Here is a 23403-nt window from a genome sequence, read left to right on the forward strand (position 1 = left end):
TCCATGCAGACCGTCGCCCTGATCGACTACGGGTCGGGCAACCTGCGTTCGGCCGAGAAGGCCCTGCGTGAGGCGGCCCGTCGCCGCGCGCTCGACGCCGAGATCGTCGTCACCGCCGACCCCGACCTCGTCGCCGAGGCCGACCGTGTCTTCCTGCCCGGCGTCGGGGCCTTCGCCTCGTGCCGCGCGGGCCTGGACGCCACCGGCGTCTACGAGGCGATGAACCACGCCGTGCACGGCCGCGGTGTCCCCTTCATGGGCATCTGCGTCGGCCACCAGCTGCTGGCGACCGAAGGCCTGGAGTTCGGCGTCACGCCGGGCCTGGACTGGATCGCCGGCCAGGTGAAGAAGCTCGCGCCGAACGATCCTTCGCTGACCATCCCGCACATGGGCTGGAACGCCATCAGCTTCGTCCGCCCTCACGCCCTGTTCGCGGGGATCGAGGACGGCGCCCACATGTACTACGCCAACTCCTTCGCCCTGGACGCGGCCGACCCGGCCGATGTCGTGGCCACCACCGACCACGGCGGCCCGTTCGTCGCGGCGGTGGCCAAGGACAATGTCGCGGGCGTACAGTTTCACCCCGAAAAGTCACAAGCCTCAGGGCTCGCCCTGCTCGCCAACTTCCTGGAATGGCGCCCATGATCCTCTATCCCGCCATCGACCTGAAGGACGGCCAGTGCGTGCGCCTGCTGCACGGCGACATGGAGAAGGCCACGGTCTTCAACACCTCGCCCGCCGACCAGGCCCAGCGCTTCGTCAAGGACGGCTTCTCGTGGCTGCACGTCGTCGACCTGAACGGCGCCATCGAGGGCAAGTCGGTCAACACCGCCGCCGTCGAGTCGATCCTGGAGTCGATCTCGATCCCCGTGCAGCTGGGCGGCGGCATCCGCACGCTGGAAGGCGTCGAGGCCTGGATCGAGGCCGGCGTCAGCCGCGTCATCCTCGGCACAGTGGCCGTCCACGACCCGGACCTGGTCCGCAAGGCCGCGCGCCTGTGGCCCGAGCAGATCGCCGTGGCCGTCGACGTGCGTGACGGCAAGGTCGCCATCGACGGCTGGACCGGCCTGTCGGACCTGTCGGCGATCGACCTGTCGCGCCGCTTCGAGGACGTCGGCGTCGCCGCCCTGATCATCACCGACATCAGCCGCGACGGCGCCCTGACCGGCGTCAATGTCGAGGGCGTGGGCGAACTGGCCGACGCGGTCTCCATTCCCGTCATCGCCTCCGGCGGCGTGGCCGCTGTCGCCGACATCGAGCGCCTCAAGGCCCGTCCGGGTGTCGAGATCGCCGGCGCCATCCTGGGCCGCTCGCTCTACGCCGGCACGATCAAGCCGTCCGAAGCCCTGATCGCGGCGGCCGCCTGATGCTGAAGACCCGGATCATTCCCTGCCTCGACGTGAAGGACGGGCGGGTGGTCAAGGGGGTCAACTTCGTCTCCCTGCGCGACGCCGGCGATCCGGTGGAGCAGGCCCGCGCCTATGACGCGGCCGGCGCCGACGAGCTGATGTTCCTGGACATCACCGCCTCCAGCGAGGGCCGCGGCCTGATCCTGGACGTCATCTCCCGCACCGCCGAGGTCTGCTTCATGCCTGTCTCGGTGGGCGGGGGCGTGCGTCAGGTGTCGGACATGCGCCGCCTGCTGCTGGCCGGGGCCGACAAGGTCTCGACCAACACCGCCGCCGTCGAGAACCCCGACCTGATCGCCGCCGGCGCCGACGCCTTCGGGGCCCAGTGCGTGGTCGTGGCCATCGACGCCAAGCTGCGCGAGGACGGCTCGGGCTGGAACGTCTGGACCTATGGCGGCCGCAAGGACACCGGCCTCGACGTGGTCGACTGGGCCGCCAAGGTCGTGGAACGCGGCGCGGGCGAGATCCTGCTGACCTCGATGGACCGCGACGGGGCCAAGATCGGCTACGACATCCCGCTGCTGAAGGCCGTGACCAGCGCGGTGTCCGTGCCAGTGATCGCCTCGGGCGGCGCGGGGACCACCGAACACCTGGTCGAAGCCGCCCGCGACGGCCACGCCGCCGCCGTGCTGGCCGCCTCGATCTTTCACTTCGGCGAGATCAGCATCGGCGAGGCCAAGCAGGCCATGGCCGACGCCGGCATCCCCGTGCGCCTGGACCGGAGCGCCGCATGAGCCAGCGCCTGACTGACGTCCTGCAACGCCTCGCCGCCACGATCGCGGCCCGCAAGGGCGGTGATCCGTCGGTGTCCTACACCGCCAAGCTTCTCAACGACCCCGCCCTGGCCGCCAAGAAGCTGGGCGAGGAAGCCGTCGAGACGGTGATCGCCGCTGTGGCTCAGGATCCGGACGCCCTGGCGGCGGAGAGCGCCGACCTACTCTACCACTGGCTGGCGCTGATGGCGGCGTCGGGGGTGTCCCTGGACGCCGTGGCCGAGAAGCTGGAGGCCCGCGAAGGGACCTCAGGCATCGCGGAAAAAGCTTCGCGGAAGAGCTGAGGGGCCCGAAGCCTCGCGCTAACCCTTGCGCTTCAGCGCCACATACAGCGCCCCGTCACCGCCGTGCCGCTGATCGGCGGTCGAGACCCCGGCGATCATCTCCCGCACGGCCGGCCCCGCCAGCCACTCCGGCGTTCGCTGTTTCAGCACGCCGTGGCCGACCCTGCCCTTGCCGGTGATGACCAGCACCGCCCGGTGGCCGTCGTCATAGGCCCGTCGGATGAACCCCTCGAGCGTGGCCCTCGCCTGGTCCTGGTCGAGGCCATGCATGTCCAGGCGCGCGCCGATCGGGTCGTGCTCCTTGGCTATGCGGCGCTTGCGGTTGGGCTCGATGCGGTGGGCGGGGCCTTTCAGGGCCTTGGCCGGAGCGGGCTTGAGCTCCTCGGGACTGACGCGCAGCGGCGCGATCGAGGCCAGGTGCGTGGGCTGCTCCACCGGAATGGCCGTGTCGCTCTTCACCGGCCGGATCCGCGCCTTGGAGCGCATCTTCTCGGGTTTTTCCGGCGCGCGCGGCGTCACGGTCGAGGCGACGAGCTTCCAGAGGCGCTTATCGTCCTCGGGCCCGGGCGGCGGCTTCCTGACCATGTCAGCGCGGTACGAGCCGGTACAGGCGCAGGGCGTGGCGCACGCGCCCAGCCTCGGCCCCGGCGGCCGCGCCCGTGCCCATGTAGAGATCGGCGCGGACGTCGCCCTTGATCGCCCCGCCGGTGTCCAGCGTCACCACCAGGCGGCGATAGGCCGGGAAGGCGCCCGCCAGCTTCGGCGCGGCGGCGTCCAGCCAGTAGAGCTCGCCCATGGCGTGGCGGCTGGGATCGATGGCGATGGCCCGCCCCGGCGGCAACGGCACGCCGGCCGAGCCGACGGGTTCCTTGCCGTCATCGGGGAGCGTCTTGAAGAACACATAGCGCGGGTTCAGCTGCATGATCGCGTCGGCCTCGGGCCCGCGATGGTCGGCCAGCCAGGCGCGGATGGCGTCGCCGGAGGTGTTGTTGTCGGGCAAAAGGCCCTTGTCGCGCATGGCGTTGGCCACGCCCACGAACGGTCGGCCATTCGTGCCGGCGAACACGGCGCGCACCCGGCGGCCATCGGGCAGGACGAGCACCCCCGAGCCCTGGATCTGCAGGAAGAACAGCTCCTCCGGTCGCATCCACGCCAGGGGTCTGTCGGTCGGGGTCGCCTCGATCTCGGCGCGGTCCGGATAGGGTGCGAAGGTCGCGCCCTCGACGTGGCCGGTGATCTTCTTGCCGACGAAGCTGGGCTCGAACGCGCCCAGGTCCAGCACCACCAGATCGGCCGGCAGGCCGCGCACCGGGACGGTGAACTCGGCGTTGCGCGACATCCGCGCCTCATATTGGGGGGCGAAATAGGCGGTCAGCAGGCCCTCGTCGCCCCCTTCCTTCTGGCGAACCGGCTCGACCCGGAAATTGGCTTCCAGGAACGCCCGCGCGCCGGGCTCGTCCTGGACGGTGGCGTTGCGGGCCAGGCCGCAGACGCGGACCGTGGCCGGTGCCCTGGCGACGCCGCAGCCGGCGCGGAAGGCGTCGAGGGCCGCCACATGATCCTCTTCAGCCCAGCCGGCCAGGCTGGCGAAGGACAGCGCCGACGCGGGCGGGGTCGAAGGCGAAGGCGTGGCGCCGGTCGCCGGCGGCGAGACCGTCGGCCCGGTCGGGACGGGCGGCGCCGTCGTCGTCGTGCTGGCGCAGGCGCTCAGCAGCAGACCCGCCAGGGCCAGGGGGGCGAAGGCGGTCGGGGCGCTGCGGATCTTGGCCATTACGCCTCGGCGGCGGCGACGAAGGCCAGGCGCCAGTTGGGATTGACGCTCTTGACCTCGCGCTCGAAGGTCCAGAGCTCGGCGGTGCGGCGATCGTCGACGCCTTCGCCGCGCTCGTCCTTGGTGCGGGTGCGCACCTCGGCCAGGATTCGCACCACGGCCTTGGCCAGGTCATCGACCACGTCGATCCGCTCGAGGTCCAGGCGCGGCGGGGCCATGAACTCGACCTTCTCGCTGCGACCGGCGGTCTCGCGCGCGGCCATGGCCTGCTCGAAATTGGCCATGACGTCCGGGGCCAGCAGCGGCTTCAGCGTCTCGCGGTCGCCTTCGGCGTAGGCCTTGACGATCTGCTCATAGGCCGAGCGGGCGCCGGCCAGGAACTTGGTCGGGTCGAAGTCCGGTTGCCTCGACTTCAGGGCGGCCAGGCCTTCGGTGCGCAGGATCGGATGCGTATCGGCCGGCGCCGGGGCCGCGCCGGGCTGAGCCGTCACCACGTCCTCGGGCTGACGGCCCGTGCGGCGCCCCAGGGTGGCGTACAGCTGATATAGGACGACCGCAGCGACCGCGGCGAGGAACAGGATCTGGAGCACTTCAAGGTCCGGCAACGGGCTTTGGGCCCAGGATATCATCTCTATATAGGTGAGACGCGTTCTCCCGTCAGGCGCCCAGCGTTGCGCCGGACGGGCCCTCATGGTAGCAGCGCCCACCTTTCTTAGGCGTTTTAGACGCCGATTACGGATTTTATCCTAATGACCGACACCACCGCCCCCAATGGCGCCCCTGGGGCGACTTCGGACGACAACGCCGCCGCGCAATCGGGCATCCGTATCCTGGCCCAATTCGTCCGCGACTTCTCGTTCGAGAACCCGCTGGCGCCCGACAGCCTGCGGGCCGGCGCGGCCCAGCCCGCCATTGACATGGGCGTCGAGATGAACGCCCGCGGTCGCCCGGATGGCCTGTTCGAAGTCGATCTGAAGCTCTCGGCCCGCGCCACGCGCGAAGAGCAGGCGGTGTTCCACATCGAAGTCGTCTATGGCGGCCTGTTCCACATCGCCGGCGTCGCCGAGGAAGACCTGGAGCCGGTGCTGTTGATCGAATGCCCGCGCTTCCTGTTCCCGTACGCGCGTCGCCTGATCTCGGACGTCACCGCCGAAGGCGGCTTCCCGCCCTTCCTGATCGATCCGATCGACTTCGCCGGCGTCTACGCCGCGCGCAAGGCCCAGGCCGAAGCCGGCGGCGTGATGGGCAACGCCTAATCATCTGGGCGTAGGTAGTTTTGAGAAGGGCTCGGCTGAAAGGCCGGGCCCTTTTCATGTCAAAAACAGCTTGTCATCCCGGCCGCAGCGAAGCGGAGAGCCGGGACCCAGGGGCAGCCGCATTGCGCCGGCCCCTGGGTCCCGGACAGCGCTGCGCGCTTCCGGGATGACAAGGTTTTTATGTTTTACAGCATGTTACGGTTGCAGGCGGTAGCCGCCCATCTCGGTGATCAGGATCCTGGCCGCCGCCGGATCCGGCTCGATCTTCTGGCGCAGGCGGTAGACGTGGGTCTCCAGCGTGTGAGTGGTGACCCCGGCATTGTAGCCCCAGACCTCGGTCAGCAGCTCCTCGCGCGACACGGGCTTGGAGCCGGCGCGGTAGAGGTACTTGAGGATGTTGGTTTCCTTCTCGGTCAACCGCACCTTCTTCTGCTTCTCGTCGACCAGCAACTTGGCCGAGGGGCGGAATTCGTACGGACCGATGCGGAACAGCGCGTCTTCCGACGCTTCGTAGCTGCGCAGCTGGGCGCGGATTCGGGCCAGCAGAACGCCAAAGCGGAAGGGCTTGGTGACATAGTCGTTGGCCCCGGACTCCAGGCCCAGGATGGTGTCGCTGTCACTGACCGCTGCCGTCAGCATGATCACCGGGGCCGTGACCCCGTTCTTGCGCATCAGGCGGCAGGCCTCGCGACCGTCCATGTCGGGCAGGTCGACATCCAGCAGAATCAGGTCGGGCTTGACCTCGCGCGACATCTTCACGCCCTCGCCGGCCGTCGCGGCCTCGGCCACGGCGAATTCCTCGTGCAGGGCCAATTGCTCGGCCAGGGCGCCGCGCAGGTCCTCGTCGTCGTCGATCAGCAGAAGCGTCTTGCGTTGCGCCATGAGGCGGAACATGCACCGCTGCGGCCCTCGGGGACAACCCCGAGCGGGGCCTTAAGCTCAATAGCCGAAAGTGGTAGCGGGTTTCGGCGGCCATTGAGCGCCAAACGGGAATGTCTAGGAGACACCTTCGATGCTGTTTCGAGCCCATGCCGATGGCCGCTTCGAGTTGAACGGGCGCACCGTGCGCTGCGCGATCGGCAAGGCTGGCGCGATCGCCGCCGCCGACAAGCGCGAGGGCGACAACAAGAGCCCGGCCGGGACCTGGGTCATGCGCGAGGTCTGGTACCGGCCCGACGTCTATAAAGGCGGTCCGAAGACCGCCCTGCCCGTCCACGCCACCCGGCCCGACGACGGCTGGTGCGACTCCCCGGGCGATCCGAACTACAACCGCCCTGTCCTGCTGCCTTACCCGGCCAGCGCTGAACGGATGTGGCGTGACGACCACGTCTACGATTTGGTCGTTATCCTGGGCCACAACGACCGTCCGCCCGTGCCAGGCATGGGTTCGGCGATCTTCATGCACCTGGCCCGCGACGGCTATCCGGGCACCGAGGGCTGCGTGGCCCTGGCGCGACCGGACCTCGAGGCGGTGTTGGCGATCGCCAAGCCCGGCGACGCGGTCCAGATCGTGGCCGACTAACCGTAATTGCGGCCGCCGAACAGCGCCGATCCCACCCGGACCGAGGTCGCGCCTTCGGCGATGGCGATCTCGAAGTCGTCGCTCATGCCCATCGACAGCTTCTCCACGCCGTTGCGCGCGGCGATGGTCCGCAAGGACGCGAAATAGGGCGCGGGATCGGCGCCGACAGGCGGGATGCACATCAGGCCCTCGATCGTCAGGCCGTAGGCCTCGCGGCAGGCGGCGAGGAAGGCGTCGGCCTCCGCGGGCGCGACGCCGGCCTTCTGGGCCTCCTCGCCGATATTGACCTGGACATAGAGGCGCGGGGCCTTGCCCGCCCGCTGGATTTCCTCGGTCAGCACGCGGGCCAGTTTCTCGCGGTCGAGCGTCTCGATGACGTCGAAGAAGCCGACCGCCTCGCGGGCCTTGTTGGTCTGCAGCGGACCGATCAGGCGCAGCTCCAGGCCTTCGCGGCGCGGGCCCCAGCGATCCATGGCTTCCTGGACGCGGTTCTCGCCATAGACTTTCTGTCCCGCCTCCAGCACGGGCGCGATATGCTCCCAGGGCTGGGTCTTGGACACCGCCACCAGAGTCACCGAACCCGCCGGCCGGCCGGCGCGCCTCTCGGCGGCGGCGATGCGGTCCTGGATCCGAGCGAGGGCGTGGGACATTGGGGGTGGCCTTGGACGAGAACGTGAGCGAACTGGAAGTCCTGTCTAGTGCGGCCGCGGCCTTTCCGCCAAGGACCGTGCGCGGCCGGACCCTGCCCAGCCTGCTGTTCCTCACCGATCCGCAGCGCGTTCCCAACCCCGAGGCCGTCGCCGAACGCCTGCCGGCCGGCGCGGGCGTCGTCTACCGGGCGTTCGGCGCCGAGGACGCCATCGAGCGCGGACGCCGCCTGCGGGCCATCGCCACGGAACGCGGCCTGCTGCTGCTGGTCGGCGCCCATCCGGGCCTGGCCGAGGGCGTCCGCGCCGATGGACTGCACATGCCGGAGCGGCTCTCGGCCGAGATCCCTCGCCTGCGGGCCGAGCACGCCCGCTGGCTGATCACCGTCGCGGCCCATGATCGCGGCGCGCTCCAGGCGGCCGAGCGCGCGGGCGCCGACGCTGTCGTCGTCTCGCCAATCTTTCCCAGCAACAGTCCGTCGGCCGGCGAACCGCTGGGCGCGGAGGGCTTGAAGGATCTCGTCGCGACGACGTCGCTGCCCGTCTATGCGCTGGGCGGCGTACGTGCGCGCACGGTTTCACGGCTGTTCGGCAGCGGGATTGTCGGGATCGCGGCCGTGGAGGCCCTCTCCGACCCTAGAACTTGAAAGCGGTCTCGAGGCGGACGCGCGGGGCCGGATCGGGCTGCTGAGCCTTGCGGGCGGCGAGCGCCGGGTTGGATTCACCCAGGCTCACGGCGCCGCCGACGCGGATCGACGGGGTCACCTTGAAATAGGCTCCGGCCTGCACGTCCTGCATTTCCATTTCACGGCTGGACGGTTGGTCGAGATCCAGCTTCAGACCCCAACGGCCCTTCTTGGCGTCCCAACGCAGGGTGCGCTTGTCGTCCTGCGGATACTGGACGCCGGCGGCGGCGCTGGTGAAGTCGTTCTTGACCGAGAAATCGGGGGTGACGGCATGCGGCTTGGCCTGGGCGAACGCCATCGACGCCGATCCCGTCAGGATCAACGCGGCGGTCCCCGCCAGAAAGAAACGCGTCGCGGTCATCACCACTCGCCGCCTATACTCAGTTGTCCCCACCCATCCCATGTAGGAACGAGCCCCTTACATTGCGATTAAAGGCTGGAGCAGAACGCGGTCAACCTCGCTTCGGTCGCACCGAGGGCCAAATTGGGCGATTCAATCGAGTCCTGTTGCCACGAGGTCACGCGATTCCTGTTTTGAGGCGGCGCAGCCATGCTATAGACCGGCTCCCGGCCGCGGGGGCGCGCCAGGGTGCGCGCGAGCGCCCGCGAAATATTGGAGCGAGGTACTATGGCGTTTGAGCGTGGGTCTGTGATGCGCGGCGTCGCCGCGGGCGTCCTGGCTCTGTCGATGCTAGGCGTGTCGGCCTGCAGTTCGACCCCCCCGAAGACCTTTTCGACCCAGACCCCCGACGAGCCGGGCTTCAACCCCTTCAAGCGTCTCGGCGGCGGTAACAAGGCTCCGACGTCGGAAGGCTCCATCGGCGTCAACGGCTATCTGTGGCGCGCCAGCCTCGACACCCTGGCCTTCATGCCGCTGGCTTCGGCCGACCCATACGGCGGCGTGATCATCACCGACTGGTACGTGAACCCGGAAACCCCGGCCGAGCGCTTCAAGGCCACGGTCTACATCCTGGACACCCGCCTGCGCGCCGACGGCCTGAACGTCACGGTGTTCAAGCAATCCAAGGACATCAACGGCGCCTGGGTGGACGCTCCGGTCGCCGACCAGACCGCCACCGACCTCGAGAACGCGATCCTGACCCGCGCCCGTCAGCTTCGACTTTCGAACATCAAGGGCTAAGGTCCTTCCAAGGGTTCTCGTCGACGCGGCGAGGACCCTTGTGACACCCTATATTTCCTGCGCGCTCCAACCGCGAAACCGCTTAATTTGTCGCGGACGCGCCTTTGGGGCGCGTTCCTGCATCCAAGACCCTGGTTTCCGATGGCCCGCTATAATCCCAAAGACACCGAGCCCAAGTGGCGTGAAGCCTGGGCGAAGGCCGACGTCTTCAAGACCGGCGAGATCAACGACGGCCGTCCGAAATACTACGTGCTCGAGATGTTCCCGTATCCGTCGGGCCGCATCCACATGGGCCACGTCCGCAACTACGCCATGGGCGACGTGGTGGCCCGCTACAAGCGCGCTCAGGGCTTCAACGTGCTGCACCCGATGGGCTGGGACGCCTTCGGCATGCCGGCCGAGAACGCGGCCATGGAACGCGGCGTCCACCCCAAGGGCTGGACCTACGACAACATCGCCGCCATGCGCGAGCAGCTGAAGTCGCTGGGCATTTCGGTCGACTGGTCGCGCGAGTTCGCCACCTGCGATCCGGAATATTACGGCAAGCAGCAGGCCTGGTTCCTGCGCCTGCTGAAGCGCGGCCTGGTCTATCGCAAGGAAGCCTCGGTCAACTGGGATCCGGTCGACATGACCGTCCTGGCCAACGAGCAGGTCATCGACGGCAAGGGCTGGCGCTCGGGCGCGACGGTGGAGAAGCGCAAGCTGACCCAGTGGTTCCTGCGCATCACCGACTACGCCGACGCCCTGATCGACGGCCTGAAAACCTTGGACCGCTGGCCCGACAAGGTTCGCCTGATGCAGGAGAACTGGATCGGCCGCTCCAAGGGCCTGCGCTTCAAGTTCCAGTTCGACGGCGAGGTCCCGGACGGCATGGCCGAGGGCCTGGAGGTTTACACCACCCGTCCCGACACCTTGTTCGGGGCCAGCTTCGTCGGCATCGCGCCCGAGCATCCGCTGGCCGAGCGCCTGGGCATCGAGAACCCCGAGGTCCAGCGGTTCATCGCCGACTGCCGCAAGGGCGGCACCTCGGAAGCCGAGATCGAGAGCGCCGAGAAGCTGGGCTACGACACCGGCCTGCGGGTCAAGCACCCGCTGGATCCGTCGATCACCCTGCCCGTCTGGATCGCCAATTTCATCCTGATGGACTATGGCGCCGGCGCGATCTTCGCCTGCCCGGCCCACGACCAGCGCGACCTGGACTTCGCTCGCAAGTACGGCCTGCCGGTCAAGCCCGTCGTCCTGCCGAACGGCGAGGATCCGGCGACCTTCCAGGTCGGCAAGGAGGCCTATGTCGGCCCCGGCAAGATCTTCAATTCGGAATTCCTGGACGGTATGGACGTCGAGACCGCCAAGGCTGAAGCGGTCGCCCGCATCGAGGCCGCCGGCCAGGGCCAGGGCGCGACGGTCTATCGCCTGCGCGACTGGGGTGTCTCGCGCCAGCGCTACTGGGGCTGCCCGATCCCGGTGGTTCACTGCGAGGCCTGCGGCGTCGTGCCCGTGCCGGAAGACCAGCTGCCGGTCGCCCTGCCCGAGGACGTCACCTTCGACAAGCCGGGCAACCCGCTGCTGCGCCACCCGACCTGGCGCCACACCACCTGTCCCTCGTGCGGCGGCAAGGCCGAGCGCGAGACCGACACACTGGATACGTTCATCGACTCCAGCTGGTACTTCGCCCGTTTCGCCGACACCCACGCGGCCGAGCCGGTGGGCAAGGACGCGGCCGACCACTGGCTGCCGGTGGATCAGTATATCGGCGGCGTCGAGCACGCGATCCTGCACCTGCTCTATGCCCGCTTCATCACCCGCGCTCTGAAGGACGAGGGTCTGCTGTCGGTCGAAGAGCCGTTCGCGGGCCTGTTCACCCAAGGCATGGTCACCCACGAGGCCTACAAGAACGAGGCCGGCGAGTGGGTCGAGCCGTCGGACATCCGCATCACCGTCGAGGGCAATAACCGCTCGGCGGTCCACGCCACGACCGGCGCCCCGATCATCATCGGCGACGTCGAGAAGATGTCGAAGTCCAAGAAGAACGTCGTCGCCCCCGAGGACATCTTCGAGGCCTATGGCGTCGACAGCGCGCGCCTGTTCGTGATGAGCGACAGCCCGCCGGAACGCGATGTCCAGTGGACCAATTCGGGCGTCGAAGGCTCCTGGCGCTTCACCCACCGTCTGTGGAACGAGTTCGACAGCCAGCCGGCCGGCGACTTCGCCCACGACGACGGCGACGAAGCGGCGCTCACCCTGCGCAAGTCGGCCCACAAGCTGATCGGCTTCGTCACCGACAGCATCGAGGGCTTCCGCTTCAACAGCGGCGTGGCGCGCCTGTACGAGTTCCTGAACGCCCTGAAAGCCGCTCCGGCTGAAGGCGCTTCGGACGCCGTCCTGGCGGCCCGCGCCGAGGCCCTGAACATCCTGGCCCGCCTGGTCGCGCCCTTCACGCCGCACCTGGCCGAAGAAGCCTGGGCCCGTATCGGCGGTGAAGGCATGGTCGTCGACGCGCCCTGGCCCAAGGCCGATCCGGCCCTGGCCGCGGACGACGAGCGCGTCCTGCCAATCCAGATCAACGGCAAGCGTCGCGGCGAGATCAAGGTCAAGGCTGGCGCGCCGGAAGACGAGGTCCAGAAAATCGCTCTGGCGGATCCCAACGTCCTGGCCCACCTTGAGGGCGTCACGGTCCGTAAGGTGATCGTGGTCAAGGACCGCATCGTCAACATCGTGGCCAACTGAGACCCCAAGGGACCTCTATGAAACGCACCCTGGCGGCTGGCGCTTTCGCGCTCTCGACCCTCGTCCTCTCGGCCTGCGCCGGCTTCACGCCGCTGTACGGCCGGCCGGGCGTCGAGGGCGGTCTCTCCAGCATCGAGACCGTCGCGGCCGAGGGCCGGGGCGGCTACCTGCTGCGCGAGCAGCTGGACGACGCCCTGGGCCACAAGCAGGGCGACACCCCCGCCTACAAGCTCTATTTCTCGGTCAAGGAGTTCCGCTTCGCCCGGGGCGTGCGTCTCGACAACGTCGCCAACCGTTACGAACTGCGGATGACCGTCGGCTGGCGCCTGATGGACGCCAAGACCGGCAAGGAAGCCACCAACGGCAACACCGAGGTCTCCGTGACCTACGACTCCGCCGACCAGCCCTATGCGGCCATCGCGGCCCAGAACGACGGCCAGGAGCGGGCGGCGACCGAGGCCGCGCGCAAGATCCAGCTGGATCTCGCCACCTGGCTGGCGGCGGGCAAGAAGAAGCCGGCTTAAGGGCCGCGGCCGATGATCCTCTCCAAGCGTCCGGACGTCGAACGCTTCCTGCGGGAGCCGGCCCCGGACATCCGGGCCGTAGTCATCTACGGCAAGGATCGGGGCGTGGTGCGTGACCGCGCCAACGCGCTGGCCAAGCGCGTGGTCGCGCGGCCGGACGACCCCTTCGACACCGCCATGCTCACCGACGGCGACCTGGACGCCGATCCGGCCAAGCTGGAGGACGAGCTGTCGGCCATGTCGCTGATGGGCGGCCGGCGTCTGGTGCGCCTGCGCCTGGCCGGCGAGAAGGCCGGACCCGACAAGCAGGCCGCCGAGGCCCTGACCCGCCACGTCGAGGGCCAGCTCAATCCCGACGCCTTCTTCCTGGTCGAGGCGGGGGCGCTGGGTCGCGACTCCCAGCTGCGCAAGGTCGGCGAAAAAGCCAGTGGCTGCGCCGTCATCCCCTGCTACGAGGACGAGGCCGGCGACCTGGCCCGCCTGACCCGCGACACCCTGGCCAACGACAAGGTCGGGCTGAACAGCGAGGCCCTGGACCTCTTCGTCTCGCGTCTGCCTAAGGAGCGCGGCGTGGCCCGCGCCGAGATCGAACGGCTGGCCCTCTATCTCGGCCCCAATAGCGGCGTCACCGCCACCGCCGCCGACCTGACCGATTTCCTGGGCGTCGAGCCCGAGGCCTCGCTCAGCGACGCCGCCGCCGACGCCTTCGGCGGCAAGGCCGGTCCTGCCCAGCAGGCCCTGCGCCGCGCCGCCGCCGAGGGCGAAGGCGGTCCGGCCGCTGTCCGGGCCATGAGCTACTATCTGGGCCGCCTGCGCCGCGTGCTGACCCTGCACAAGAACGGCGTCGACCTGCAGGCCGCCGCCAAGGCCTCGGGCGTCTTCTGGAAACAGGAGCGTGAGTTCCTCCGCCAAGCCCGCGCCTGGAACCTGGAGGCCATCCTGGAGATCCAGGGCGAGGTTCTCAACGCCGACCGCGCCTGCAAGACGTCCGGCTCGCCCGATCAACTGATCTCCGAGCGCCTGGCGCTGATGATCGCCGGTCGCGCGCGGCGCTTGGGCCTCTAAGCCCGAAAGCGCCCAAAAACAGGGCCTTTGCGCGCCTGTGGACGTTTCTTAAGAAAGCCTTTTGACAGAAGGGTTTGCGGTGGAAATCGCTGTGAACCGATCTCCTCTCACGAAAGCGGCGCCTCCGCGGGTACGGAAAGGCGCCGTTCGGTGCGCGACAGGGGCGATTTTAGACGGGCCTAAAATCCGCTCATCCACACGCTTTTAGGTGCGACTGATCAGATCCCGCGCGTCAAGCGGTTGCAGAGATCGTCGAGCTGCTCGAGCGTCGCGTAGGTGATGGTCAGAGCGCCTCCCGCCCCGCGATGGTCAATCGAGACATCGAGGCCGAGCACCGATGAGAGGTCCGCCTCGAGCGCCTGGGTGTCGGTGTCCTTCACGCGCGGCGGACGGCCGCCCTTGTTCTTCGACGGCGTGGCGGTCGGCGCCTTACGCGCCAGGGCTTCGGTCTCGCGAACCGATAGGCCGCCGTCGATGATCTGCTTGGCCAGGGCCACGGGGTCGGCCGCCGCGGCGATGGCGCGGGCATGACCGGCCGAAAGCTCGCCGCTGACCAGGTAGGACTGCACCTCGTCCGGTAGGGCCAGCAGGCGCATCGTGTTGGCGACGTGGCTGCGGCTCTTGCCGATGGTCTGGGCGATGGCCTCCTGGGTGCGCTCGAACTTCTCCATCAGCACCTTGTAGGAGAGCGCCTCCTCCAGCACGTTCAGGTCGGCGCGCTGAACATTCTCGATGATGCCGATTTCCAGCACCGCCAGGTCGTCCAGCTCGCGCACCATGATCGGCACGGTGCGCAGGCCGGCGCGCTGAGCCGCACGCCAACGGCGCTCGCCGGCGACGATTTGATATTCTCCGGGCGCGCCGGGCGCCGGGCGGACCAGGATCGGCTGCAGGACGCCCTTCTCGCGGATCGAGTTGGACAGTTCCTCCAGGTCTTCCTCGCGGAAAGTGCGGCGCGGCTGGTCGGGATTGCGCTTCAGAATCTCGATCGGCGCTTCGCGCGAGCCGGGAGCGTTATCGCCCGGCGCCTGGGCCGGCGCGTTCTCGACCTCGCCCAGCAGGGCGGAAAGCCCCCGCCCCAGACCACGACGCCCTTCGGAACCACTCGCCTCAGCCACCACTGACTCCATCTTCTTCTCGTTCTAGTTCGGATCAATATTCGAAAAAGGCTTAGGCAGCCTGGACCTGGCGGTCGCGCTCGCGGCTGATCACCTCTCGGGCCAGCTTCAGGTAGGCCTGGCTGCCGGCGCATTTCAGGTCATACAGCAGCACGGGCTTACCGAATGACGGCGCCTCCGAGACCCGGACGTTCCGCGGGATGACCGCGTCATAGACCTTGTCGCCGAAATAGTCGCGGACATCGCGCGCCACCTGCTCGGACAAGCTGTTGCGGCGGTCGTACATGGTCAGCACCACGCCCTGGATCTCCAGGCGCGGATTGAGACTGCCTCGGATGCGCTCGATGGTCCGCATCAGCTGGGTCAGGCCCTCCAGCGCGAAGAACTCGCACTGCAGCGGCACGAACACCGCGTCGGCGGCGGTCATGGCGTTGACGGTCAGCACGTTCAGCGACGGCGGGCAGTCGATCAGCACATAGGTGTAGGGCCCGTTGGCGCGGACCGTCTCCAGCGCGTCGCGCAGACGGTACGACCGTCGGGCGGTCTGACCCAGTTCGATCTCGATGCCCGACAGGTCGGCGTCGGCCGGTATGACGTCCAGGCCAGGCAGCTCGGTCTTCACCGCGGCGTCGATCACCGGCGACTCGCCCATCAGCACGTCATAGAGCGTGGTCCGGCGCTGGATGCGGGTGATGCCCAGGCCCGTCGAGCAGTTGCCCTGCGGATCGGCGTCGATCAGCAGCACGCGCTCGCCGCAAGCCGCGAGGGCGGTGCCCAGGTTGATAGCCGTCGTGGTCTTGCCGACGCCGCCCTTCTGGTTGGCGATGGCGAAGACGCGGAGAGGATTAGCGGGCACGGGAAAGCCTCTTCACTTGAACGATGCGGCCGCGAGGGTCGCTTTGACTGGGGAGCAGCTCGCTGGCGAACGACCAGGCCTTGCGGGCCTCCGTCAGCTCGGTCGCGACATCCTGGCCCTTGAGGAACAGGCCGGTCGCGCCGCGATAGAGATAGGGCTCGGCGAAGCCCAGCAGCCTGGTCATCGGCGCGCAGGCGCGGGCAGTGACCACATCGACTTTCAGCTTCAGCTCTTCGGCCCGGACATTGTGGATCTCGGCGGGCAGATCCAGCGCCTTGGCCGCGACCTCGAGGAAGCGGCAACGCTTGGCCATGCTTTCCACCAGATGGACCTTGGCCCCATCCTGGCCCTTCAGCAGTATGGCCAGCACGACGCCGGGCAGACCGGCGCCGGCTCCCAGGTCGGCCCAGGTCCGCGCCCCCGGCGCCAGGGCCAACAGCTGCGAGCTGTCCAGCGCATGGCGGGTCCAGTAGGTGGCGATGGTCAGCGGCCCAACAAGGTTCATGACCGCGTTCCATTCCGCCAGCAGGTCCTGGAAGCGCGTCAGGTCGGCCATCTGGGCGTCGGACGCGCCGGTAAGGGCTTGGTAACCAGCCGCGTCCAGCACCGGAGGTTCAGCAATCATGGCTTCAGGCTGCACGGCTGCGCCTCACATGGGCTAGCAGCGCGGTCAACGCGCCGGGGGTGACGCCCTCGATGCGGGCCGCCTGTCCCAGGGTCAGCGGGCGCACGCGGGTCAGCTTTTCGCGCACCTCGTTCGACAGGCTGCCGATGTCGGCATAGTCCAGATCGGCGGGCAGGCGCAGATCCTCGTCCTTGCGCAGCGACTCGGCGTCGGCGCGCTGGCGGTCGAGATAGCCGGCATAGGCGGCCTCGATCTCGATCTGCTCGCGGACGTCGGTGTTCCACGTGAAAACCTCCGGCCATACGGCGCCGAGGTCGTCCAGCGTCACCTCCGGATAGGCCAGCATGGCGAACAGGTCGCGGCGCACGCCGTCGCTATTGACCTTGAAGCCGGCCTTCACGGCCTCGTTCGGCGTCAGGCTGACCGAGCGGGCAAAGGCTCGGGCCGTTTCAAGACGCGCCTTCTTCTCGCCCCAGGCGGCGGCGCGGCGCTCACCGACCACGCCCAGCGCGATCCCGCGATCGGTCAGGCGCTGGTCGGCGTTGTCGGCGCGCAAGGTCAGACGGAACTCCGCCCGGCTGGTGAACATTCGATAGGGCTCGGTGACGCCCCGGGTGACCAGGTCGTCGATCATCACGCCGATATAGGCCTCGTCGCGCGCGAAGACGGCCGGCTCCCTGCCCTGTACGGCCAGGGCCGCATTCAGGCCGGCGACCAAGCCCTGGGCCCCCGCCTCTTCATAGCCGGTGGTGCCATTGATCTGGCCGGCCAGATAGAGACCCGGCAAGCGCTTGGTCTCCAGCGTGGCGTACAGCTCGCGCGGATCGACATAGTCGTACTCAATCGCATAGCCGTAACGCTTGACTTCCACGGCCTCCAGGCCGGGGATGGTGCGCAGGAACAGCAGCTGGGTCTCTTCCGAGACCGAGGTCGAGATGCCGTTCGGATAGACCGTGGTGTCGTCCAGGCCTTCCGGCTCGAGGAACACCTGGTGGCTGGTCTTGTCGGCGAAGCGGACGACCTTATCCTCGATCGACGGGCAATAGCGCGGGCCGATCCCGGTGGCGCGACCGCCATAGACCAGCGACTCGCTCAGTCGGTCGGCGATGATCTGGTGGGTCTCGGCGGTCGTGAAGGTGATGCCACAGGCGATCTGCGGGGTCTCGATCCGATCGTTCAGGAACGAGAATGGCACGGGTTCGTCGTCGCCGGGCTGCATCTCCAGGCGATCCCAGGCGATGGTCGAACCGTCCAGGCGCGCGGGCGTGCCGGTCTTCAAGCGACCCATCTGGAAGCCCAGCCCATAAAGTCGATCCGACAGGCCGATCGCCGGTTGGTCGCCGACGCGGCCGGCCGGGATGCGGGTTTCACCCAGGTGAATGACGCCCTTCAGAAAGGTGCCAGTGGTCAGGATGACCCGCGGGGCGCGGTATGACCGCCCTTCCCCGTCGATCGCGCCAGCGACCTTACCCTCCTCGACGATCAGGTCCTCGGCGGCGGCGGCGATGATGTCGAGGTTTTTCGTGGCGGCCAGTTCCGCCTGCATCGCTTCGCGATAGAGCTTGCGGTCGATCTGGGCGCGCGGACCGCGGACGGCCGGCCCCTTGGAGCGGTTCAGCATCCTGAACTGGATGCCGCCCTTGTCGGCCATGCGGCCCATGACGCCGTCCAGGGCGTCGATCTCACGCACGAGATGACCCTTGCCCAAGCCCCCGATAGCCGGGTTGCAGGACATCTCGCCGATGGTTTCCAGCTTGTGGGTCAGCAGCAGGGTGCGCGCGCCGGCGCGCGCCGAGGCGGCCGCCGCCTCGCAGCCGGCGTGACCGCCGCCGATGACAATGACATCCCAGGTGTTGGACAACGGACTCGCCTCAATGCGAACGCCCCCGGGATACTGCGGGGGCGTTGGACTCGATCTATACGCCAATCAGGCGAGGCGGTCGATGTGACTCAGCGGCGTTCCACGTGAAACACCCCCACCCCAGCTGTGAGCGCGCTGTGGATACTATAGGGGATGTTTCACGTGGAACATCATTTGCCGATGCAGAAGGTCGAAAAGACGCGACCGAGCACGTCCTCCGGATCGACGCGCCCCGTGATCTTCTCCAGCGCGCGGGCGGCAAGCCGCACGTCTTCAGCGGCCAGTTCGACCTCCAGACCGACTTCGGACAGAGCCCTAAGGAGATGACCTTGGGCCTCCCTGAGACGTTCCGCGTGACGCAAGCGGGTGGCGGCTGGGAACTCGGCGCCGGAGAGGGCCTCGGCGACGTGCGCGGACAACGCCTCTCGAACTTCGCTCACCGCGGCCGCCGAGCGCGCGGACAGACGAACGACTCTCAGCCCCTCCCCCGCCCAGCGCGCGGCCGCCTCATCGAGCGCCGAACCCTGGGCGATATCGGCCTTGTTCAATATCAGCCAGTCCCCAGGCCGAACCGCCTCTTGAAGCTTCACCGTATGTTTCACGTGAAACCCATCGACGACCCAAAGCCTTAGGTCAGCTTCTTCAGCCCAGGCTCGCGCGCGGCGGACGCCCTCAGCTTCGATGGCGTCGCTCGTCTCGCGAAGACCTGCCGTGTCGGCGACCAGAACCTTGTAGCCGGCGAGAACCAGAGGAACCTCGATGACGTCCCGGGTCGTACCCGGTGTGTCCGTCACGATCGCCGCTTCTCGCTCGACAAGCCCGTTCAGCAATGTGCTCTTCCCGGCGTTCGGCGCGCCGACCAGCGCGATGCGGAAGCCGTCTCGCACCCGCCGCCCACGGGAGACATCGGCCAGCGCTGTGTCGAGCTCGGCGCTGAGGGTGCGCAGTCCCGGGCGCGCACGTTCAGCCACCGCTTCCGGCAAATCCTCATCCGGGAAGTCGACGGCCGCTTCCAGCATGGCCAGAGACTGGATCAGTAGATCACGCCAGCGGTCATAGCGCTGACCCAGCGCCCCGCCGACCTGGCCGAGCGCCTGCCTGCGCTGAGCCTCGGTTTCGGCGTCGATCAGGTCAGCGACGCCCTCGGCCTGGGTTAAATCGAGCTTGCCATTCTCGAAAGCCCGACGAGTGAACTCCCCGGGCTCAGCCAGGCGCAGACCCAGGTCCGATAGCGCCGACAGCAGCGCCTCGACCACGGCGCGACCGCCGTGCACGTGAAACTCGGCGCTGTCCTCACCGGTATAGCTGGCCGGTCCCTCGAAGCGCAGGACGAGAGCCTCGTCCAGATCCACCCCACCGTGACGCAGGGTGCGCAGCGCCGCCATCCGCGCCTTGGGCGGGCGGCCGGTCAACGCCTCGACCACCGACAAGGTCGCGGGACCCGAGACCCGCACGACGGCCACGGCCGCGCGCCCCGCCGCGGTGGCGGGCGCGAAAATCGTATCCGTCATGGCTTAGTCGCGCTTGCCGGCCGCCGCGCCCGCCGCCGCCGTCATCAGTTTGCGGAACTGCTCCTGGGCGCCGGTGCCGAACGCCATCCAGTTCTTCATCAGCTCCTCGGGCGCCAGCATGGCCATGTTGGCGTCCATGCGGTTCTGCATCTCCTTCACCAGATGCTCGTTCAGGGTGCTGACGTCGGGCAGGCCCAGGAAGCTTCTGGCTTCGACAGGGGTGCAGTCGATCTCGATGGTCATCTTCATGCGGAGGTTCCCTTCGGGTAGGGCACGATATTGTTATGGGCCAAGGCCCGTCGGCTCAGGTTAGAGCGCTTTGGTCGAAAGTCACATCGGTCTGACTTGGGACACAGTAAGGACGGAGACCCGCGATGAGTGAGACCCTCACGATCACCACGCCCGATGGCGACTTCTCGGCCTATGTCGCCCGGCCCAAGGCCGAGAGCGCGCCGGCCATCGTCGTGATCCAGGAGATCTTCGGCGTCAACAAGGTGATGCGCGACATCGCCGACGGCCTGGCCGCCCAGGGCTATGTCGCGATCGTGCCCGACCTGTTCTGGCGGATCGAGCCCGGCATCGACATCACCGACCAGTCCGAAGCCGAGTGGAAGCGGGCGTTCGAGCTGTTCAACGCGTTCGACGTGGACGCTGGTATCGGCGACATCGCCGCCACCATCACCAAGGCCCGCGAGCTGCCGGGCGTCAACGGCAAGGTCGGCGCCGTCGGCTACTGCCTGGGCGGCCTGCTGGCCTTCCTGACCGCGACCCGCACGGACGTCGACGCCAGCGTCTCCTACTACGGCGTCGGCATCGAGAAGCACGTGAACGAGGCCGAGAAGTTGACCCATCCGCTGCTGATGCACATCGCCGAGAAGGACCAGTTCGTGCCGCCTGAAGCCCAGCAGCTGATCCTGAGCGCCTTGAAGGATCACCCCCAGATCGAGCTGCACACCTACGCTGGCCGCGACCATGCCTTCGCCCGCGAGGGCGGCGCCCACTACGACGCGACTGACGCGGCCAAGGCCAATGGCCGCAGCCTCACCTTCTTCCAGAAGGCGCTGGGCTAATGCTTGCGATCCAGGCTGTTCGCACCGGCGGTCCGGAGGTTCTGGAAGCCGTGGAGCTTCCCGTCCCCTCGCCTGCCGCCGGACAGATTCTCGTGCGTCACCAAGCCGTGGGCCTGAACTACATCGATACCTACCACCGTTCAGGCCTCTACCCGCTGAAGATGCCGGCGGTGATCGGTCTCGAGGCGGCCGGTACGGTCGAGGCTATCGGCGACGGCGTCACCCGGTTCCAGATCGGCGACCGCGTCGCCTACAACGGAACCCTCGGGGCCTATAGCGAAGCGGCGGTCGTTCCGGCCGAGCGCGCGGTGAAGGTACCTGACGACGTCGGCCTGGAGACCGCCGCCGCCGTCCTGCTCAAGGGCATGACCGCCGAGTTTCTTGTCCGGCGATGTTTCCACGTGAAACCTGGCGACCTTGTCCTGGTCCACGCGGCCGCCGGCGGCGTCGGCCAGATCCTGGTCCAGTGGTGCAAGGCCCTGGGCGCGACGGTGATCGCCACGGCTGGCGGCCAGACCAAGCTGGCCCTCGCTCGCCAGCTCGGCGCGGACCATGTCATCGACTATCGCCACGAGGATGTCGCCGCCAGGGTCGTCGAGATCACCGGCGGAAAGGGCGTGGCGGTCGTCTATGACGGGGTCGGCAAGGACACCTGGGACGCCAGCTTCAAGAGCCTGGCCAGGCGCGGGATGCTGGTCACCTTCGGCAACGCCTCTGGCCCGGTCCCGGCCTTCGCGCCGCTGGAGCTGTCGGGCAAGTCGCTGTACGTCACCCGACCTCGCCTGTTCGACTACATCGCCACGACCCAGGAACTGGATGAGAGCGCCCAGGCGCTGTTCGCCGTCCTCGGCTCCGGCGCGGTGAAGATCGACATCGGCCAGACCTTTCCGCTGGCCGAGGCCCGCGCGGCGCATGAAGCGCTCGAAGGCCGCCGTACGACCGGCGCCACCGTGCTCATTCCGTAGGGCCGAACCCGGCCTGACCGAACTAGTATGGCCCAACAAAAAAGGCCCCGGGTAGCACCGGGGCCTTTCTCGTATCGGCCAAAGGCCAAAATGTGAGTCCGTTTGGACTCAGGTGTTCATCGACTGGAAGAAGTCGCCGTTGGTCTTCGACTGACGCAGCTTGTCGAGCAGGAACTCGATCGCGTCCGATGCGCCCATCGGGTTGAGGATGCGGCGCAGCACATACGTCTTCTGCAGCTGGTCGCGCGGCGTGATGAGTTCTTCCTTGCGGGTGCCGGACTTGAGCACGTCGATGGCCGGGAAGATGCGCTTGTCGGCGACCTTGCGATCCAGGACGATTTCCGAGTTACCGGTGCCCTTGAACTCTTCGAAGATCACTTCGTCCATGCGGCTGCCGGTGTCGATCAGGGCCGTGGCGATGATCGATAGCGAACCGCCCTCCTCCACGTTGCGCGCCGCGCCGAAGAAGCGCTTGGGGCGTTGCAGGGCGTTGGCGTCGACACCGCCGGTCAGCACCTTGCCCGAGGACGGGACGGTGGTGTTGTAGGCCCGGCCCAGACGCGTGACCGAGTCCAGCAGGATGACGACGTCGCGCTTGTGCTCGACCAGGCGCTTGGCCTTCTCGATGACCATCTCGGCCACCTGCACGTGGCGCGTCGCCGGCTCGTCGAAGGTCGAGGCGATGACCTCGCCCTTCACCGTGCGCTGCATGTCGGTGACTTCTTCCGGGCGCTCGTCGATCAGCAGGACGATCAGGTAGCACTCGGGGTGGTTGGTCTCGATCGACTTGGCGATGTTCTGCAGCATGACCGTCTTACCCACGCGCGGCGGGGCCACGATCAGGCAGCGCTGGCCCTTGCCGAGCGGAGCGACGATGTCGATGACGCGGCCCGAGCGATCCTTGATGGTCGGATCGGGCAGTTCCATGTTCAGGCGCTCGTCGGGATAGAGCGGCGTCAGGTTATCGAAGTGGATCTTGTGCTTGACGTTGTCAGGCGCTTCGAAATTGATCTTCGCCACACTGGTCAGCGCGAAGTAGCGCTCGCCTTCGCGCGGCGAGCGGATGGCGCCGTCGACGCTGTCGCCGGTGCGCAGGCCATACTTCCGGATCTGCGAGGGCGAGACGTAGATGTCGTCCGGGCCCGGCAGGTAGTTGGCTTCCGGCGAGCGCAGGAAGCCGAAGCCGTCCTGCACCACTTCCATGGTGCCCGAGCCCGAGATCTCCACGCCTTCTTCGGCGAGGGTCTTCAGGATGGCGAACATCATGTCCTGCTTGCGCATGGAGTTGGCGTTCTCGACCTCGAAGGTCTCGGCGAACGCCAGCAGGTCGGCCGGGGATTTCTCCTTCAGCTCCTGCAGGGACATGGACTTCAGGCCCAGCGCCGCGACGGCTTCGGCGATCCCGGAGCCATCGTCTTCGCCTTCGGCCTCGGCTTCCGCGTCGGCGGACGCGGCCTCCACCGTCGTATCGATATCGACGGAGCTCTCTTCGGGGGTCGCCTCTTCGGCGGTCCCACCATCAGAGGCGAGAATTTCGTTTTCGGTTTCTTCGGTCATGACAAGACTCAAGAGTGGGCGCGGACCCCAAGACG

The 23403-nt window shown here is 67.9% G+C and carries 26 protein-coding genes and 1 pseudogene; 14 read left to right on the top strand and 13 right to left on the bottom strand.

Going from position 1 to position 23403, the window contains the following annotated elements:
• Nucleotides 1–3: 3 nt before the first annotated feature.
• Genes hisH through AC1RNC_RS15770 form a run of 4 tightly spaced genes read left to right on the top strand, consistent with a single transcriptional unit; the run spans nt 4 to nt 2466 of the window.
• Nucleotides 4–645, top strand: a complete 642-nt coding sequence (gene hisH, locus AC1RNC_RS15755; RefSeq protein WP_492887302.1) for an imidazole glycerol phosphate synthase subunit HisH — start codon at nt 4–6, stop codon at nt 643–645.
• The gene (hisA, locus tag AC1RNC_RS15760) at nt 633–1367 is read left to right on the top strand and encodes a 1-(5-phosphoribosyl)-5-[(5-phosphoribosylamino)methylideneamino]imidazole-4-carboxamide isomerase (RefSeq protein WP_199170688.1); all 735 of its coding nucleotides are present in this window, start codon (nt 633–635) and stop codon (nt 1365–1367) included. The genes hisH and hisA overlap by 13 nt, the downstream gene beginning before the upstream one ends.
• Nucleotides 1367–2143, top strand: a complete 777-nt coding sequence (gene hisF, locus AC1RNC_RS15765) for an imidazole glycerol phosphate synthase subunit HisF (RefSeq protein ID WP_492838985.1) — start codon at nt 1367–1369, stop codon at nt 2141–2143. Before hisA ends, hisF begins: the two co-directional genes overlap by 1 nt.
• Entirely contained in the window at nt 2140–2466 is a 327-nt protein-coding gene (locus AC1RNC_RS15770; protein WP_492838984.1) for a phosphoribosyl-ATP diphosphatase, read from the top strand. The genes hisF and AC1RNC_RS15770 overlap by 4 nt, the downstream gene beginning before the upstream one ends.
• 18 nt (nt 2467–2484) lie before the next feature.
• Here the strand turns inward: AC1RNC_RS15770 and AC1RNC_RS15775 are convergent, their stop codons facing one another.
• From AC1RNC_RS15775 to timA, 3 genes are read right to left on the bottom strand one after another with little or no spacing between them, the layout of a single operon-like run.
• Nucleotides 2485–3051, bottom strand: a complete 567-nt coding sequence (locus AC1RNC_RS15775) for a Smr/MutS family protein (protein ID WP_492839142.1) — start codon at nt 3049–3051, stop codon at nt 2485–2487.
• A 1-nt stretch (nt 3052) separates the two neighbouring features.
• On the bottom strand, nt 3053–4237 hold the full coding sequence (mltA, locus tag AC1RNC_RS15780; protein ID WP_492887303.1) for a murein transglycosylase A: 1185 nt from the start codon (nt 4235–4237) through the stop codon (nt 3053–3055).
• Nucleotides 4237–4842 carry a TIM44-related membrane protein TimA gene (gene timA, locus AC1RNC_RS15785; protein WP_492887304.1) on the bottom strand — a complete coding sequence of 202 codons (606 nt, stop codon included), beginning with the start codon at nt 4840–4842 and terminating at the stop codon, nt 4237–4239. Before timA ends, mltA begins: the two co-directional genes overlap by 1 nt.
• Before the next feature lie 144 nt (nt 4843–4986).
• On the opposite strand from timA, the gene secB reads away from it, so the two are divergent.
• Both secB and AC1RNC_RS15795 read left to right on the top strand, forming a co-directional pair.
• Entirely contained in the window at nt 4987–5493 is a 507-nt protein-coding gene (gene secB, locus AC1RNC_RS15790) for a protein-export chaperone SecB (RefSeq protein WP_492887305.1), read from the top strand.
• A gap of 56 nt (nt 5494–5549) precedes the next feature.
• Nucleotides 5550–5673, top strand: a pseudogene (locus AC1RNC_RS15795) (hypothetical protein); the annotation flags it as partial.
• A 15-nt stretch (nt 5674–5688) separates the two neighbouring features.
• Here the strand turns inward: AC1RNC_RS15795 and AC1RNC_RS15800 are convergent.
• The gene (locus tag AC1RNC_RS15800) at nt 5689–6375 is read right to left on the bottom strand and encodes a response regulator transcription factor (protein WP_492839141.1); all 687 of its coding nucleotides are present in this window, start codon (nt 6373–6375) and stop codon (nt 5689–5691) included.
• 130 nt (nt 6376–6505) lie between these two features.
• Between AC1RNC_RS15800 and AC1RNC_RS15805 the strand changes: the two genes are divergently transcribed.
• Nucleotides 6506–7015: a L,D-transpeptidase family protein gene (locus AC1RNC_RS15805; RefSeq protein WP_492887306.1), complete on the top strand. Its 510-nt coding sequence runs from the start codon at nt 6506–6508 to the stop codon at nt 7013–7015.
• Here AC1RNC_RS15805 and AC1RNC_RS15810 read toward each other — a convergent pair.
• Nucleotides 7012–7665, bottom strand: a complete 654-nt coding sequence (locus AC1RNC_RS15810; RefSeq protein WP_492887307.1) for a YggS family pyridoxal phosphate-dependent enzyme — start codon at nt 7663–7665, stop codon at nt 7012–7014. The genes AC1RNC_RS15805 and AC1RNC_RS15810 overlap by 4 nt on opposite strands.
• A 5-nt stretch (nt 7666–7670) precedes the next feature.
• Here AC1RNC_RS15810 and AC1RNC_RS15815 point away from each other — a divergent pair, with 5 nt between their 5' ends.
• On the top strand, nt 7671–8309 hold the full coding sequence (locus tag AC1RNC_RS15815; RefSeq protein ID WP_492887308.1) for a thiamine phosphate synthase: 639 nt from the start codon (nt 7671–7673) through the stop codon (nt 8307–8309).
• Here the strand turns inward: AC1RNC_RS15815 and AC1RNC_RS15820 are convergent.
• On the bottom strand, nt 8299–8709 hold the full coding sequence (locus AC1RNC_RS15820; protein ID WP_199743570.1) for an NtrZ family periplasmic regulatory protein: 411 nt from the start codon (nt 8707–8709) through the stop codon (nt 8299–8301). The genes AC1RNC_RS15815 and AC1RNC_RS15820 overlap by 11 nt on opposite strands.
• Before the next feature lie 252 nt (nt 8710–8961).
• Here AC1RNC_RS15820 and AC1RNC_RS15825 point away from each other — a divergent pair, with 252 nt between their 5' ends.
• The 4 genes from AC1RNC_RS15825 to holA all read left to right on the top strand — a co-directional run bounded on the left by AC1RNC_RS15825 (nt 8962) and on the right by holA (nt 13805).
• A complete protein-coding gene (locus AC1RNC_RS15825; RefSeq protein WP_492887309.1) occupies nt 8962–9489 on the top strand; it encodes a DUF3576 domain-containing protein in 528 nt (175 codons plus the stop codon).
• Nucleotides 9490–9630: 141 nt separating this feature from the next.
• Complete coding sequence (leuS, locus tag AC1RNC_RS15830; protein WP_492887310.1) at nt 9631–12216, top strand: leucine--tRNA ligase; 2586 nt, start codon at nt 9631–9633, stop codon at nt 12214–12216.
• A 17-nt stretch (nt 12217–12233) separates the two neighbouring features.
• Nucleotides 12234–12740: an LPS assembly lipoprotein LptE gene (lptE, locus tag AC1RNC_RS15835; RefSeq protein ID WP_492887311.1), complete on the top strand. Its 507-nt coding sequence runs from the start codon at nt 12234–12236 to the stop codon at nt 12738–12740.
• A 12-nt stretch (nt 12741–12752) separates the two neighbouring features.
• On the top strand, nt 12753–13805 hold the full coding sequence (gene holA, locus AC1RNC_RS15840; RefSeq protein ID WP_492887312.1) for a DNA polymerase III subunit delta: 1053 nt from the start codon (nt 12753–12755) through the stop codon (nt 13803–13805).
• 218 nt (nt 13806–14023) lie between these two features.
• Here the strand turns inward: holA and AC1RNC_RS15845 are convergent, their stop codons facing one another.
• The 6 genes from AC1RNC_RS15845 to AC1RNC_RS15870 form a co-directional block, all read right to left on the bottom strand.
• Nucleotides 14024–14935: a ParB/RepB/Spo0J family partition protein gene (locus tag AC1RNC_RS15845; RefSeq protein ID WP_492887313.1), complete on the bottom strand. Its 912-nt coding sequence runs from the start codon at nt 14933–14935 to the stop codon at nt 14024–14026.
• Nucleotides 14936–14975: 40 nt separating this feature from the next.
• Nucleotides 14976–15779, bottom strand: a complete 804-nt coding sequence (locus tag AC1RNC_RS15850) for a ParA family protein (protein ID WP_492887314.1) — start codon at nt 15777–15779, stop codon at nt 14976–14978.
• Entirely contained in the window at nt 15769–16404 is a 636-nt protein-coding gene (gene rsmG, locus AC1RNC_RS15855) for a 16S rRNA (guanine(527)-N(7))-methyltransferase RsmG (protein WP_492887315.1), read from the bottom strand. Before rsmG ends, AC1RNC_RS15850 begins: the two co-directional genes overlap by 11 nt.
• A 4-nt stretch (nt 16405–16408) precedes the next feature.
• Nucleotides 16409–18265 (bottom strand): tRNA uridine-5-carboxymethylaminomethyl(34) synthesis enzyme MnmG, encoded by a 1857-nt coding sequence (gene mnmG, locus AC1RNC_RS15860; RefSeq protein ID WP_492887316.1) that lies wholly within the window; start codon nt 18263–18265, stop codon nt 16409–16411.
• Between the two features lie 170 nt (nt 18266–18435).
• Complete coding sequence (gene mnmE / locus AC1RNC_RS15865) at nt 18436–19776, bottom strand: tRNA uridine-5-carboxymethylaminomethyl(34) synthesis GTPase MnmE (protein ID WP_492887317.1); 1341 nt, start codon at nt 19774–19776, stop codon at nt 18436–18438.
• 3 nt (nt 19777–19779) lie between these two features.
• Complete coding sequence (locus tag AC1RNC_RS15870) at nt 19780–20025, bottom strand: DUF6489 family protein (protein ID WP_492838959.1); 246 nt, start codon at nt 20023–20025, stop codon at nt 19780–19782.
• Between the two features lie 125 nt (nt 20026–20150).
• On the opposite strand from AC1RNC_RS15870, the gene AC1RNC_RS15875 reads away from it, so the two are divergent.
• Both AC1RNC_RS15875 and AC1RNC_RS15880 read left to right on the top strand, forming a co-directional pair.
• Nucleotides 20151–20846, top strand: a complete 696-nt coding sequence (locus AC1RNC_RS15875) for a dienelactone hydrolase family protein (protein WP_492887318.1) — start codon at nt 20151–20153, stop codon at nt 20844–20846.
• Nucleotides 20846–21811 (top strand): quinone oxidoreductase family protein, encoded by a 966-nt coding sequence (locus AC1RNC_RS15880; RefSeq protein WP_492887319.1) that lies wholly within the window; start codon nt 20846–20848, stop codon nt 21809–21811. Before AC1RNC_RS15875 ends, AC1RNC_RS15880 begins: the two co-directional genes overlap by 1 nt.
• A gap of 108 nt (nt 21812–21919) precedes the next feature.
• Here AC1RNC_RS15880 and rho read toward each other — a convergent pair whose 3' ends face one another.
• On the bottom strand, nt 21920–23368 hold the full coding sequence (gene rho / locus AC1RNC_RS15885) for a transcription termination factor Rho (RefSeq protein WP_492838954.1): 1449 nt from the start codon (nt 23366–23368) through the stop codon (nt 21920–21922).
• Nucleotides 23369–23403 lie beyond the last annotated feature (35 nt).

The sequence above is a fragment of the Caulobacter sp. GW822-FHT01G02 genome (assembly GCF_058802865.1).